13 protein-coding genes, 1 tRNA gene and 1 pseudogene are annotated in these 13,723 nt (G+C 49.9%); 9 read left to right on the forward strand and 6 right to left on the reverse strand.

Annotation, left to right across the window (positions count from 1 at the left end):
- The first annotated feature begins 186 nt into the window (after positions 1-186).
- Both HUN05_01140 and HUN05_01145 read left to right on the forward strand, forming a co-directional pair.
- The gene (locus HUN05_01140; GenBank protein WDP83941.1) at positions 187-1,167 is read left to right on the forward strand and encodes an MATE family efflux transporter; all 981 of its coding nucleotides are present in this window, start codon (positions 187-189) and stop codon (positions 1,165-1,167) included.
- The gene (locus HUN05_01145; GenBank protein ID WDP87866.1) at positions 1,103-1,462 is read left to right on the forward strand and encodes a hypothetical protein; all 360 of its coding nucleotides are present in this window, start codon (positions 1,103-1,105) and stop codon (positions 1,460-1,462) included. Before HUN05_01140 ends, HUN05_01145 begins: the two co-directional genes overlap by 65 nt.
- A 150-nt stretch (positions 1,463-1,612) precedes the next feature.
- Here HUN05_01145 and HUN05_01150 read toward each other — a convergent pair whose 3' ends face one another.
- From HUN05_01150 to HUN05_01170, 5 genes are all read right to left on the reverse strand, one after another.
- Positions 1,613-2,758, reverse strand: coding sequence for a PLP-dependent aminotransferase family protein (locus tag HUN05_01150; GenBank protein ID WDP83942.1), 1,146 nt, complete (start codon positions 2,756-2,758; stop codon positions 1,613-1,615).
- Positions 2,758-3,756, reverse strand: a complete 999-nt coding sequence (locus HUN05_01155) for an ABC transporter substrate-binding protein (protein ID WDP83943.1) — start codon at positions 3,754-3,756, stop codon at positions 2,758-2,760. Before HUN05_01155 ends, HUN05_01150 begins: the two co-directional genes overlap by 1 nt.
- Entirely contained in the window at positions 3,753-4,520 is a 768-nt protein-coding gene (locus HUN05_01160) for an ABC transporter permease subunit (protein WDP83944.1), read from the reverse strand. Before HUN05_01160 ends, HUN05_01155 begins: the two co-directional genes overlap by 4 nt.
- A complete protein-coding gene (locus HUN05_01165; GenBank protein WDP83945.1) occupies positions 4,510-5,190 on the reverse strand; it encodes an ATP-binding cassette domain-containing protein in 681 nt (226 codons plus the stop codon). Before HUN05_01165 ends, HUN05_01160 begins: the two co-directional genes overlap by 11 nt.
- Before the next feature lie 66 nt (positions 5,191-5,256).
- Positions 5,257-6,744, reverse strand: a complete 1,488-nt coding sequence (locus tag HUN05_01170; GenBank protein ID WDP83946.1) for a succinate CoA transferase — start codon at positions 6,742-6,744, stop codon at positions 5,257-5,259.
- A 218-nt stretch (positions 6,745-6,962) separates the two neighbouring features.
- Here HUN05_01170 and HUN05_01175 point away from each other — a divergent pair, with 218 nt between their 5' ends.
- The 5 genes from HUN05_01175 (at position 6,963) to HUN05_01195 (ending at position 9,989) form a co-directional block, all read left to right on the forward strand.
- Positions 6,963-7,376 carry a hypothetical protein gene (locus HUN05_01175; GenBank protein WDP83947.1) on the forward strand — a complete coding sequence of 138 codons (414 nt, stop codon included), beginning with the start codon at positions 6,963-6,965 and terminating at the stop codon, positions 7,374-7,376.
- A gap of 112 nt (positions 7,377-7,488) precedes the next feature.
- Positions 7,489-7,968, forward strand: a complete 480-nt coding sequence (locus HUN05_01180) for a DUF4214 domain-containing protein (GenBank protein WDP83948.1) — start codon at positions 7,489-7,491, stop codon at positions 7,966-7,968.
- A 340-nt stretch (positions 7,969-8,308) separates the two neighbouring features.
- Positions 8,309-8,384 (forward strand) — tRNA-Thr (locus HUN05_01185).
- A gap of 202 nt (positions 8,385-8,586) precedes the next feature.
- On the forward strand, positions 8,587-8,982 hold the full coding sequence (locus tag HUN05_01190) for a hypothetical protein (GenBank protein WDP83949.1): 396 nt from the start codon (positions 8,587-8,589) through the stop codon (positions 8,980-8,982).
- A complete protein-coding gene (locus HUN05_01195) occupies positions 8,979-9,989 on the forward strand; it encodes an amidase (GenBank protein WDP83950.1) in 1,011 nt (336 codons plus the stop codon). The genes HUN05_01190 and HUN05_01195 overlap by 4 nt, the downstream gene beginning before the upstream one ends.
- A 12-nt stretch (positions 9,990-10,001) precedes the next feature.
- Here HUN05_01195 and HUN05_01200 read toward each other — a convergent pair.
- A pseudogene (locus HUN05_01200) lies at positions 10,002-10,909 on the reverse strand (radical SAM protein).
- A 156-nt stretch (positions 10,910-11,065) separates the two neighbouring features.
- Between HUN05_01200 and HUN05_01205 the strand changes: the two are divergent.
- Positions 11,066-12,235, forward strand: coding sequence for an IS4 family transposase (locus HUN05_01205; protein ID WDP87867.1), 1,170 nt, complete (start codon positions 11,066-11,068; stop codon positions 12,233-12,235).
- Between the two features lie 50 nt (positions 12,236-12,285).
- Positions 12,286-13,722 carry a DUF342 domain-containing protein gene (locus tag HUN05_01210; GenBank protein ID WDP83951.1) on the forward strand — a complete coding sequence of 479 codons (1,437 nt, stop codon included), beginning with the start codon at positions 12,286-12,288 and terminating at the stop codon, positions 13,720-13,722.
- Position 13,723 lies beyond the last annotated feature (1 nt).

Below are 13,723 nucleotides of genomic sequence, written 5' to 3' on the forward strand. Positions count from 1 at the left end.
CCATATTGTGGCGCCAAGCGAGCGACGAGTGAGGTGTATAAGTCATACTCCGCAGGGAGGAGCAAACCCAGGCAACGAAGAAGATGGTATTTTGATGGTGGATCAGGGATCAGTCCGGGGATTGATTTATGATCGATTATGGTATTTAATGGGCGGTCCTGATAAAAATGAGAAAAGAGATTCCCCATGAAACCATCCAGCGGCCATATGAAAAATACCCTGATGCTTTCCCTGCACATCATTGTGGGGCAGATCGGACAGCTGACCATGTCGGTTGCCGACAATGTCATGGTGGGCCATGTGGGAACAGACGCCCTGGCCGCCGCTGCCATCGGCAATGGGCTGTTTACCCTGATCATGGTGACCGGCATCGGCATCTCCATGGCCATGACCCCGCTCTCGGCCATGGCCATGGGCGGGGGCAGGAACAAAGAATGCGGGACAGTCCTCCGCCAGGGACTTTTGCTCAACCTCTTGTCGGGTATGATTCTCATGGGGGCAACCTTCATAACGGCCCAGAGCATCCGGATGCTGAACCAGCCCCAGGCCATTGTGGAACCGGCCATTGTCTATATGCAGGTTCTGGGACTGTCCATGCTCCCTTTGATGATTTTCCAGTCCTTTCGCCAATTTGCCGAAGGGGTGAGTTTTCTGGCCCCGGCCATGATCATCACCCTGGTGGCCAACCTGGTGAATATTCTTGTCAACTGGGTATTTATCTTCGGTAATCTGGGCGCCCCGGCCTTAGGGCTCACGGGTGCAGGCATTGCCACCTTTGCCTCAAGAACATTCATGGCAGTCTGCCTTGGGGTGGTGATCATGACCGCCCCCTCCCTCAAGCGGTTTGATCCGAGCCTGAAATACAAAAAAATTGATCTCCAGATGATGCGACAGCTCCTGGGCATCGGGATCCCCGGGGCATTTCAATATTTTTTTGAGGTCTCGGCTTTTGCCGCATCTTCGGTGATTGTGGGATGGATGGGGGTCAAAGAACTGGCAGCCCACCAGATTGCATTGAACCTGGCCTCCATCTCTTTTATGGCATGCCAGGGCGGATGTCAGAGCGGCCGGATTCTCTGCGGTTCTGCTCTGCACAGGACTCATGGCCCTGGCCGGCATCAGCTTTATCCTGTTCAGGCATTGGCTTCCCGAATTTTACATCTCTGATCCCCGGGTCGTGGAGCTCACGGCCTCTTTGCTGGTCATTGTGGCCTTTTTCCAGATTTCCGACGGCACCCAGGCTGTGGGCATCGGGATTTTAAGGGGAATGACCGATATGAAAATCCCCACTCTTCTGACCCTTGCAGCCTATTGGATCATCGGCCTGCCCGCAGGCTGTGCCCTGGCCTTCTGGTGGCACATGGGCATCTACGGGATCTGGCTTGGACTGCTCATCAACCTGAGCGCCTCAGCCCTGCTCATGATGCTCAGATTTCATTTACAGACCCGGAAAAGGACTTAACCTGAATATTTCACAAAGCGTTTTTGCCTTAGCTGCAAAACACAGACTGAGAAGCCGTAGTTCTTTACTGCGAATGGCATAGGCCGAGAAGCTGTCGTTCCGATACCGTGAGCGGACGGTAACCCAGCAGATAAGGAAATACAGAACAGATTAATAAAGGCCGGGATATACCTCTTGTATTGCCCTGCCCAGACGGCCCGCCCCCTGGACAAGGGTGGTTTCATCGTATAGGGCAAATGAGAGGCGCATCCGGGATGAAAACTGCCCTCTAGGAGAAAAAAAACAGCCCGGATAAAAATCCACCCCCCGGGCTTGGGCCATGGGCCTCAACCGTCGGCAATCCACAGTATCGGGAAATTGTATCCAGACAAAATACCCGCCCAAAGGGGTCTTGAACCGAGCCGTCCGGGGTAGAACGCGTTTCAGTTCTCGGCACAAGGCGTTACACCGTTGTTCAAAGGTCTGTCTTAACCCTTTAATATGCGGGGCCAGGTCCCCCTGCCGGATCAATTGGTCCACCACTGCCGAGGCCAGAGGATTCACCCCGCCCCCGCTTCTAAGCAATCCCGCCCCGGAGAGCTTTTTTAAAATACCGGCATTGGCATGGACCCAGCCCAGGCGCAGACCCGGGGCCAGAATTTTTGAAAAAGACCCCAAAGCCATAACCGGACATTGGTCATGATACCGGCCCAAAGAAGGCGGAGGGGGAGCGTCAAAATAAAGAAACTCATAAACCTCATCCGAAACCAGCTTTAAATCGTGGTCTGCACTGATCGTTGCCAGATCTTCCTGGCGTTCAAGGGAAAGGGTCACAGAAGAGGGATTGTGAAAAAACGGAATGGTGTATAAAAAGGCCGGGCAGTTGGTTTTAATTGCCTCTTCCAGGGCTGCCGGGATCAGGCCCTGTTCATCCATGGGCAGGGGAACAGGGGTCAGGCCGTGGTCGGCAAATATATTCAAGGCCAGAAAATAGGTAGGGGCCTCCACCAGCACCTTGTCCCCGGGGGTTGAAAACAGGGTGCAGATCAAATCCAGGGCCTGGGAATTTCCATTGGTGACCATGAGCCTGGACAGGTCCACACCCACGGGGGTATGACCGGTTAAAAACCGGGCCAGGCTCTGTCTTATCCCGGGATTTCCCCGGGCAGCCCCATAGGCCAGAAATGAGGCATCCTTTTGGGCGGTTAATGTTGCAGAGGCCTTTTGAATCAGATCCAGGGGCAGTAGATCGATTCCCGGCTGCCCCAGGCCCAGGTGAATCATATTCTCAGGAATGTGAACCTGGGCCTGGCCCATCAGAGCTCCTTTATCAGGGTTTGCCCTACCAGGCGGCCCTCCACATTTACCGGGTGTTTAATCTGGTTTTCCCCGGCCATGATACCTTCGGTCTGTTTCCAGGCATGGGTATCAATGGTGCCTATTTTCAGCTGGGCAAAGGGTTTGATCAGCACCCGTGTGGCGGCCAGCTGTTTTTGCCTGATATCATCCTGGCTGCCCTTGTCCCTTTTTTTGACCTGGGCCAGGACCTGGGCTTCATTGGCCGGATCCATGGCAAATTCCCATGCCCCTAAAAGGGCCTTTAAAAAGGCCTTGACCTGATCAGGCCTCTCTTGCATGGCCTTGCCCGAAGTGACCACGGAATTGGCCACAAAATTCACCCCGAAATCACCGGGATTGAAAAATTTCACCCCTTCGCCTTCCCTGGCCAGCTTGTCTTCCAGGATCACGCCCTGGGAATTTCTGTACACCGGCCAGATGTCCACCTCTTTTTTCAAAAAAGGGGTGAAATCAAACCGTACGCTGGAAATCCGGACATCCTTGTGGGTGAGGCCTGCTTTGGCCAAAAGGGTATTCATGATGGTCTCGTCGTTGCCCCCATAGGTCACCCCGATATGCCTGTTTTTCAAATCCTTGAGCCTGAGAATCTCGGGCTGGTCTGCCCGGTAGATCCACTGCATGGGATTGACCTGGAAGAGCTGGGCCAGAACCACCACATCCGCCCCCTTGTCCAGGGCCCGGATCACCTGGTCGGCAGAGGCCACGCCAAAATCAGCATACCCCAGTTCCAGTTCTTTGATGGCGTTTTTTTCAGGGCCCCCTTCCTTGACCCGGACATCCAGGCCTTCCCGGGCAAAAAATCCGCCGGCATCGGCCATGATATCTCCAGCCACGCTGGTGTTAAACAACCATTTAAGGCGGTAATTCAGCCGGTTTCCTGCCTGGGCCAAAGGCACCAGGGCCAGGACCAGGACCATAATTCCCAGGGTCATCATTGTTTTTTTTCTGATACTCATAATAAATCTCCTCCCTTGGGTGCGGACCATTTTGTTTTCATCTGTTCCCCCAGGGATTCAAGCATGCCCTGGTAAACGGAAATCACAATGCCGATCATGAACAGGGCCACAAGAATGCCTGCCAGATCACTCTGATAAAGGGCGATACGGATACTATACCCGATGCCGGCATCGGCTGCAATGAATTCAGCCACAATGGTGCCGGCCATGGCCAGGGTGGCCGACCCTGCAATCACCGTGGCCAGCTTGCTCAAATTCTCAAAGGCGCGGATCTTCACCTCCAGCTGCCAGCGCATCCGGCCTGTGGCAATATAAAAATGTTCGATATCCTTGATGGGCGAGGCCATGATTCCCAGAACAGAGAGCAGCAAAGGAAAATAACAGATCATGGAGGCAATGAGAAGCCTGGATAAGAATCCATCCCCCAGAAGAATAAAGATAATCGGGGCCAGGGCCACAATGGGATAGGCCTGGATATTATAGGCCATGACCTTGATAAAAGATCCTGCCCAGGAAGATTTTCTGCCCAGAATTCCCACGGTAAAGGCCATGGCAATGGAGATGAACTGGCCCAAAATGGTGACGGACAGGGTGTTGAGCACATCAAAAAAATATTCCCCTGCCATGCGCAGGGCGGTTTCTCCCACCAGGTCAAGCCCGGGAATCACATAATCGGACAGCCCGGTGGTGTACTTGATGGCCAAAAGCCCTGCAAGGCCCAGGATATAAACAATAAAAAATTGGTAAATCCGTCTAAACAGCATTCATGATCTCCAGCATGGTCCTGTTCAGGGACTTTTTATCCAGTTCATATCCCTGGGCATAATCCTGCCCCTGAACAATCAGACTCCCCCGGTCCGAGGTCCCCAGGATCAAAATCTCCCGGCAGAACCGGGCCACTTCCAGAAGATTGTGGGAAATATAGAGAAAGAGCTTGTCCGGAAACATACGCTTCATGGCCAGGATAATAATTTCCCTGAGGGCTTCATCTACATTGGCCAGGCTTTCATCCAAAATGAGCAGGTCAAAATCCTGGATCAAATAACGGATGAGGTTCATCCGATTCTGCTGACCCATGGAAAGCTGGGAAAACCTGGATCCCATCAGGGATTCCAACCTGAATATTTGAATAAGCTCGGATTTAAGTCTTTGTTTGTCCGCAGCACAGACCTTGTCCAGATGACTGCCGGTACTGGACCAGCCGGGGAGCCGTTCCTGATTATAGGAATACAGCACGGTTGAAATCCCGTGAAACCCCAGGCAATCTTCTTTTCCACTTCCTGCCACCAGGCGGGCAAAAGAGGTTTTCCCTGCACCCGAAGGGCCGAACACCGCATTAAACCCGGGGGTATTCATGGAAAAACTCAAATCTTCCAGCACGGGCTTGTCTGCGCCGGGATATGTAAAGGTCAGGCTGTTGCACTCAAAACGCATCTTTGCCTCCAAACGGGTTTTTCACCTAAGTCATCCATACCGGGTCTAGGACCAAAAATCAATGGATTATAGGTCCGGCAGCATGGCGCCGTATGCCTTGAAATTCCTGTGCAATTCAAAACAATCACTGAGATCATGGCAGATATGACCGCAGGTACTGTTTTCAATGTACCGGTGCAGATAAGGTATAAACGCCGGGTGGGCACAGGTATTGATAATTTTTTCGGCCCGCTCCAGTGGACCAAGTCCCCTTAAGTCTGCAAGGCCCTGTTCGGTCACCACCACCTGGACTGAATGCTCATTGTTGTCCACATGGGGGGTCATGGGGACCACCGCTGAAATCTTACCGCCCCTGGCAATGGAGGGGGTCATGAAAATGGAAAGATGGGAGTTCCGGGCAAACTCCCCGCTGCCGCCCACCCCGTTCATGATATGGGTCCCCAAAACATGGGAGGAGTTGACATTCCCGTAAATATCCATCTCCAGCGCCGTGTTCAGAGCAATCACCCCCAGCCGCCGAATAATGCCGGGGTGGTTGGAGATTTCCTGGGGCCTGAGCACGATTTTTTGGGCATAAAAGTCCATGTTGTCGGTCAGCTGTTCAAGCTTGTCCGGGACAATGGTCAGGGCTGTGGCAGAGGCCCCAAGGAGCTTGCCCGCATCAATGAGATCCATCATGGCATCCTGGAAGACTTCCGAATACATGTAAAAGGGCGGAATGTCAGGATGGCGGCCCAGCCCGGCCAGGACCGCATTGGCCGTATTGCCCACCCCGGCCTGGAGGGGAAAAAATTCAGGAGGAATTCGTTTGGCCGCCTTTTCCGCCAAAAGGAAGTCAATCACATGTCCGGCAATCTTCTGGCTGACCTCGTCTTCACTGCCAAAGGTTTCCACCTGGTCAGGCTCGTCATTTTCCACAACGCCCACCACTTTTGCGGGGTCCACCTGGGCATAGGGCCAGCCGATCTTGGTCAAGGGATCGTGCACATTAATGGGACTGCGCCGGGGCGGGGGTGGGATGATAAAAATATCAGCCAGTTCCCGAAGCCTGGGAGAATGGCGATGGTTGATCTCGATGATCACCTTGTCCGCACAGGCCAGCCAGGTGGGGGAGGCCCCAATGGAGGCGGATAAAAACACCCGCCCGTCCCTGGTGATCTCGGTGGCCTCCACAACCGCCACATCCACCTTCCCGAAAAACCCGGCCCCAACGGTCTGGGCCATGTGGGAAAGATGCATGTCCACATATTCCACCTCCTGGCGGTTGATCTGGTCCCTGAGCACCCGGCCGCCCTGGTAGGGGGCCCGCCAGGAAATGGCATTGGCCGCTGCCAGGTCATTGTCAATATAGTCCCCGGAAGAGGCACCGGTCAGGACCCTGAGCCGGAACTGCCGTCCCTTTGCCTGCTCAGCCCTGGCATGGTCTGCCAGCATGGCAGGCACTGCCTTGGCGCCGCCTGCCGGGGTAAATCCGGAAAATGCAATGGTATCCCCGTGGTTAATCAGGGCGGTCACTTCCCGGTTTGATAGTATTGGATATCCGTTTATCTTCACGTCCTGCACCTTCAATATAATAACACCTGCATTCCCGATTCTTCAGGGAAAAAACAGGTCAGATTAACATAAAAAACCATGAGGTTAAGCCACAATTCATGAAAAAATTCAAGCTTTTCCTTGATTTACCCGAAGATTCCATTTAGTTTTACCATGAGTCCAACAAAATTCGTTCACAGGGTCGTTCACTCGTATAATCAATTCTGCGAGAGGTGGTTATGAAACCAGTCTATCCCATCAAATTTTTGACGATTTTAATCGTCACTTTAATTTTAATCGGAATAAATAAAAATGCTGCTGACGCTGCCGATAAACAATGCTGGAATTTGGTTGATGTAAAAACGGAATGGAAAAAAAGAAACGCCGACGGAGAGTGGATAAAAGTCTCGCCCAATGGGGTTAAATCCCATTTTTCAACAGACAGATCCTGGCAGTGGATAGAGTATAGTGATCCACTATATCCAAAAGGGCGTCTTGTTGTAAACGCAGGCTGGTCCCCTCCTCCCAACCAAATATTGCTGCCCCGGGCAAATGGGGATGTCGCTCAAGCTCACGAACAAAGCCATAAACAGCAAAAACAAAAACACGGTTGCCATCTTATCCTGGGGACCGGACCATCGTTATGGGTATAAGCGCAGACAGGTAAGGATTGGCGGACACGAGCCAGGCAATTCAGAAAAAAATACGGTTCGAATGGCCAATGAGCAAATGAGTCTGAGCAAACCGGCGAGCTGGTATGCGTCCGTGGATATCGGAAACTTAACAGGGAAAATTAGTTATCATTATCTGCCTGTGAATTTAAACAGGCAAACGGCCCCAAAGGCCCCGGTGCAGACACCTCACCCCCCAAAAGCGTCATCCCCTGCACCATCGGTTGCAAGCTTAAATGCCAACGATGACACCTTTGTTCGTTCTCTGTATTATTCAATCTTGGACAGACAGCCTGACAAGGCAGGGGTTCGGCATTGGAAACAATTGCTTGACCAGGGACAAAGCCGGACATGGGTGATCACTCAATTTTTCAAATCTTTTGAATATACGAATAGACATAAAAATAATACCGAATATGTAAGGGACCTGTACCAGGGCGTTTTAGGGAGACAGCCTGATCCCGGCGGGCTCGCCCATTGGGTGAACCGCCTTAACTCAGGAAGCAGCCGGCAATCTGTTTTAAATGGATTTTTAAATTCAAAGGAATATCACAGCAGGACATCAAAGGGGTGAGCTTTTGGCGGCTCTCCTTCCGGTGGAATCCGCGTTGGGTTCTGTACCTTTTCCGGCACAGGCAATCATTCCCGGCAAAATCACCAATCAAAGATCAAGGGGCCCAAAATTCCCATTGCCCATCGTCTCTGGTGTCAGGAGCACAGCCTTGACGCCGACCGCTTCATAAGTTTAGGTTTTCCATGAACAATATTTTCTTGCATTTTGATATTCATATATGTAGATAGTCTACAAATCATTGTTAATGATTCACTGGAATTGGTTTTAACACACAGATGGACCAAACGGAAATAGAGTCGCAATTTGACTTTATCCCGGCAATGATCCAAACAATTTAAACGCCGGCGTAACTCAGTTGGTAGAGTAGTTCACTCGTAATGATCAAGTCAGCGGTTCGACTCCGCTCGCCGGCTCCAGTAATCTCAAGTATTTAAAGGCGTTCTGGCAATTTTGCCAAAACGCCTTTTTTCTTTATTTTTCTCTATTTTGCATAAAAAAAAGCAACTCAATTTAGTCTAAATTTAGTTCCCCAGGGTATACTTTCTCCAAAATTGATAAGTGCGGTTTCAAACGAGTGGAATTGATGGGCTGCAAACATGAAATTAAGAATAGAGGAAAATGGAAAATAAAATCGCAAGCGCATACTGCAATGATGTACTGGGCACCCTGGACGGTGTTGAACTGGCCCGATTGATTGGGAGTGGAAAAATTACGGCTGCTGAAGCTGTGGAGGCAGCCACAGCGCGTGCCCGGAAAGTAAATCCTAAAATCAATGCCATTGCTGCAAAAATGTTTGAACAGGCGCGTGTTCAGGCAGGGCAATCCATAAAGGGCCCATTTGGCGGAGTCCCCTCATTTATAAAGGACACCGACGATGTAAAGGGGGTTCCAACCCGTTTGGCTCCCGGGCCGTATCCGGCAAACCGGCTGAGACCTCGAGCAAATTTGTCGCCCAATACAGGGCCATGGGATTTATCCCCCTTGGGAAAAGCGCTCTGCCGGAATTGGGATTGACGGGGACAACAGAACCCCTTGTCAGCGGTCCCACCCGCAACCCATGGCACCTGGGTCACTCAACAGGCGGTTCTTCGGGGGGGTCAGCCGCACTGGTTGCGACCGGGGTAGTTCCCATTGCCCATGGAAATGACGGGGGAGGCTCAATCCGGATTCCCGCCTCATGCTGCGGACTGGTCGGGCTGAAGCCTTCCCCGGGGCGGCTACCCAACAGGGACGGCGCTGATAAAATGCCGATAAATCTGGTCAGCCACGGCATTCTGAGCCGGACGGCCCGTGATACCGCGGCATTTTACGCCGGGGCTGAAAAATATTGTTCCCATCACAAATTACCAGAAATCGGTGAGGTAAGGCATCCGGGAAAACAACGGCTGCGTATTGCATTGATTACGGAGGCCCCCCATTTTTCACCGGACAACGCCAACGGGGTTGACCAGGTCATCAAGGCGGGAAAGATTTGCGAGGCGCTCGGTCACAGGGTTGAACAAATTCCATTTCCCTTTCATAAACAGGTAATGGATGATTTTTTCTTTTATTGGGCTGCCCTGGCGTTTTCATTTCATCATTTCGGGCATAAGATCACCGGGACCCCCATAGACAAAAGCAAGCTTGAAAGATTTACACTGGGGCTGAGCCGTTATTACCGGAACAATATTCTAAAAACGCCATTTGTGATCAGGCGGTTGCGCAAATTCGCCCACACCTATGACCGTTTTTTTAAAAAATATGATATTCTCCTCTCTTTGACAGCCTCGGACGCGTCCCCCCAATTGGGCTATCTGAGTACAACACTGGAGTTTGATATTGCATTTGAACGGCTGAAAAAATTCATCCCCTTTACCGCGTATCAGAATTTAGCCGGCGCCCCGGCCATTTCATTACCCCTGGGAAAGGGCAGGCAGGGGTTGCCCCTGGGAATTCAATTTGCCGCAGCCTATGGCCGGGACAAGCGGCTGCTTCAGCTCGCCTTTGAGATGGAAGAAGCCATGCCGTGGTCCCGGCTATAACTGTGCCTGAATTCACCGGATGATTTCCAGGTTAAAGGATTTGGCCATCTCGACTGCCGTTTTAAATTCTTCAGGCAATAAAGGACTTGAAAGTGCTTTAATCTGGCAGGCCTTCCCCATGGGACGGTATTGGGACATGATATTCACATGGGCATGTAAAGACACCTTTTCTTTTAAAAATTTTAAAATATAATAGGTGTCATCCAGATTTCCAGGCATGACAAGATGCCTGACAATAAGTCCTGAACGGGCAATGCCGTTTGAATCCAGCGTTAGATCCCCCACCTGGTCGTTCATCTCCCTGATAGCCTGCCTGGCGGTTTGGGGATAATCCCGGGCATTGCAGTATCTTTTGGAAAGATCAGGGTCCCAAAATTTAAAATCCGGCATGTAAATATCAACGATATCTTTTAAGATCCTCAGGGTGTCAATGCTTTCATACCCGGAGCAATTGTAAACCAGGGGGATGTTCAATCCACAATCAACAGCGATATCCAATGCCTTTAAAATATGAGGCACCACATGACTGGGGGTGACCAGGTTGATATTATGGCAGCCTTGGTTTTGCAGATACAGCATGGTAGAGGCGATTTCCACATCATCAGCCTCTTGGCCCATGCCGCAAACACTGATATCATAATTTTGACAAAAAACGCATTTCAGGTTGCAATGGGAAAAAAAATAGTGCCTGAACCTTTATTCCCGACTAATGGCGGTTCTTCACCAAAATGAGCTGAAAAACTTGAGACAACCGCCTTGTTTCCTGTTGAGCAATACCCTTTTTCTCCCTTTGTCCGATCCACTTTGCATTGCCTTGGACATAGGGTGCAAGATGACAGAAGCGCCGAGGATTGTTTGATTTTCTTGGACAACCCGCCCTGCTGTTTTTCTTTAATATATTTGGGAATCCAGGGATTCATTTGATATCACTCAAAATATAATTATTTTCAGTAGTGTCCGGTTAGGTTGTTGCATATAAAAAGCATCTAAAATCATTGAAAAAACAGTCGGTTTTGTGTTGACAAATGTGCGTAAAAATTTTTGTGCGCCTTGAAAATTTAACTCAAGGAGCTCAAATGACGCACATCTCAGTCCCTAAAAAACAACTACGGTCCCTGAACTTTGACAATTTCAGGTGCCCTCTGATAAAGTCACTTTCAAAAGCACCGGAATTACAATCTCGAGGAGACCGCCCTTTAAAAATGACATTCGAAGACCAGATAAATGCTTTGGTTTATTTCCATCTTCAGGAGCACAAGTCTGCCCGACATTTAATTCAGGATCTCAAGGAGAATGTTTTTGCTAAAGAAAATATTGCGCCAGACGGTGGTATCAGCCGTAGTAGTTTCTGTGAAGCCATCAATCACAGGGGACTCGAACAACTGCAATTTATCTTTGAGGATCTTTATAAACAGGCTCTTGAGTGTCATCCGGGTGAACACGCCGAGTTAGGAGAGTTGGTTTCCATTGACGGTAGTCTCATAAATGCAGTCCTTTCAATGCACTGGGCGAACTACAGAAAAGGAAGTAAAAAAGCCAAAGTACATTGCGGATTTGACATTAATCACGGAATCCCAAACAAAATCTTTTTGACTGAAGGCAACGGCGCTGAACGCACTTTTGTTCCCAAAATACTTTCCAAGGGGCAAACAGGTGTTATGGATCGTGGATATCAATCCCATAAAGAATTTGACCTGCTTCAGGAGCAAGGCAAACATTTTGTCTGCCGTATAAAAACCAGGACAACAAGAACAATTATTGATAACCACGAGACCCCTTCCGACAGCTACATTTTTTATGATGCACTGGTTAAACTTGGTACTCCGAATCAAAACCAGACGAAAAGGCCTGTTCGGGTTGTTGGCTATAAAATTGCTGGCGTCAAATACTATGTGGCAACTGACAGGCATGATTTAACAGCGGAACAAATAGCAACAATTTATAAACTCCGGTGGACCATTGAGGATTTTTTCAAATGGTGGAAAGAACATCTGAAGGTATATCATCTCATTGCCCGCAGTGAATACGGCCTTATGGTTCAGATTCTTGGCGGCCTTATCACTTACCTGTTACTGGCAATCCATTGCCAAAAACAGTTTAATGAAAAGGTCACGATCAAAAGAGTTCGGCAGCTGCGAACCGCCATTCTAAATGACCTGTTTGGCTGCGAGGAGCAGGGCTCTCATAGTTCAAACAGGGACAATATTGTCAAAGATCAAAAAATTATTGAGCAAGCAAAAACCTAACCGGACATCACTGGGTAATTCTCATCTCTGAAGACGGTCTGACGGCCTTTATGATCAAAACAGAAGAGTTCGACCCTAATCTTACCTTGTTTGATTTAAAAGAGATTTTTGACGACAACGGTATTATTTTCGGGCTTGTTGATGATAATGCCCTGGAAAACTTTATAAAAAGCGGCAATACCCAGACCCGGTTTGAACTGGCCAAAGGACTGCCCCCGGTCCAGGGAACCGATGCCCGGATTTTTTATCTCTTTGATCAAAATTATCTTTCTGCAGGGCTGCTGGGCAAAGACGGCTCAATGGATTTTAAAGACCGGGGGGAAATCCCTTCGGTATTAAAAGGGGATGTACTGGCAGAAAAAATCCCTTGTATATCCGGACGGGACGGAATCAATGTCTTTGGAGATACAGTGACGGCCGACCCGCCCCGTGACATGGACATCCTCTGCGGTGACGGAGTCGGATTCTCCCAAGACAAGCTGACAGCCCATGCGCTGATCGACGGATACCCCATGCTGAATCGGGACGGGGTTATCACGGTCACTGATGCACATGTCATCCGGGGGGATGTGGATTATAACACCGGCCATGTCAAATTTGATAAAAGCGTATTTATTACCGGAACCATCAAAAGCGGATTCAGGGTTGAGGCAAAAGACGTGGTTGTCAGGTCCGTGGACGGGGGGACCATTATTTCCCAGGGAGACGTATCCGTAGCCAACGACATTACAGATGCCACCATCAGAACCCGGGGCGGAATCAGTGCGGGATTTGTCCACCGCTCAAGACTATCGTGCATGGGAGATATGGACATTGAAAAAGAAGTGGTGGAAAGCACCCTTGTTCTGGAAGGCACCTTTGAAATGTCACAGGGCAAATTATTCGCATCCTCGGTCTCTGCACGGGGCGGGGCAAAAATTTACCATGTCGGCTCCATAAAGACATTGCCTTCAACCATTGCCGTGGGCATTTCCCCGTATATGCAAAAAGAGATGAATTTTTTAAACCGGCAGATCGAAAAGAACCAGGGCAATTACGACAACCAGTCCCGGGAAAAAATCAATCTGGAAAACCAACTAGCAGAGATAGAGCAAAAATTGGCCCGGTTAAATACCGCCGGCAAAAATAAAGAACAGCCCTTGTTAGACCCGGAACGGCACAACCAGAAAATTGCCGAATTCCGCCGAAAAAAAAACCGGCTTGAACGAGAAACCGCTAAAGCAGAAAAAGAGCTGACAATACTCTCAGAAACCGTAAAACACTGGATCAGTGAAAAGTTCAATCTCCAGCGCCAAAGCTACGCCAGCCCGCCAAAACCCATTCTGGATGTCAAGGGACGTATTTTTACGGATACCAAGGTCAAGGGAATTCATTCGTCCACCGTCATTACCCAGGATCTTACCCGGGTCAGACTCATTGAAATGTCCTGCGCCAATAAGACGGATGACCGGAGAAAAGCCTGGGAAATGATCACCACCCGGCTCTAAT

The organism is Desulfobacter sp. (assembly GCA_028768545.1).
GTDB lineage: Bacteria > Desulfobacterota > Desulfobacteria > Desulfobacterales > Desulfobacteraceae > Desulfobacter.

Coding starts and splice junctions, on each gene's coding strand:
- HUN05_01140 (WDP83941.1), top strand. CDS start 187: ATGAAACCATCCAGCGGCCATATGAAAAATACCCTGATGCTTTCCCTG.
- HUN05_01145 (WDP87866.1), top strand. CDS start 1,103: ATGGCCCTGGCCGGCATCAGCTTTATCCTGTTCAGGCATTGGCTTCCC.
- HUN05_01150 (WDP83942.1), bottom strand. CDS start 2,758: ATGGGCCAGGCCCAGGTTCACATTCCTGAGAATATGATTCACCTGGGC.
- HUN05_01155 (WDP83943.1), bottom strand. CDS start 3,756: ATGAGTATCAGAAAAAAAACAATGATGACCCTGGGAATTATGGTCCTG.
- HUN05_01160 (WDP83944.1), bottom strand. CDS start 4,520: ATGCTGTTTAGACGGATTTACCAATTTTTTATTGTTTATATCCTGGGC.
- HUN05_01165 (WDP83945.1), bottom strand. CDS start 5,190: ATGCGTTTTGAGTGCAACAGCCTGACCTTTACATATCCCGGCGCAGAC.
- HUN05_01175 (WDP83947.1), top strand. CDS start 6,963: ATGAAACCAGTCTATCCCATCAAATTTTTGACGATTTTAATCGTCACT.
- HUN05_01190 (WDP83949.1), top strand. CDS start 8,587: ATGGAAAATAAAATCGCAAGCGCATACTGCAATGATGTACTGGGCACC.
- HUN05_01205 (WDP87867.1), top strand. CDS start 11,066: ATGACGCACATCTCAGTCCCTAAAAAACAACTACGGTCCCTGAACTTT.
- HUN05_01210 (WDP83951.1), top strand. CDS start 12,286: ATGATCAAAACAGAAGAGTTCGACCCTAATCTTACCTTGTTTGATTTA.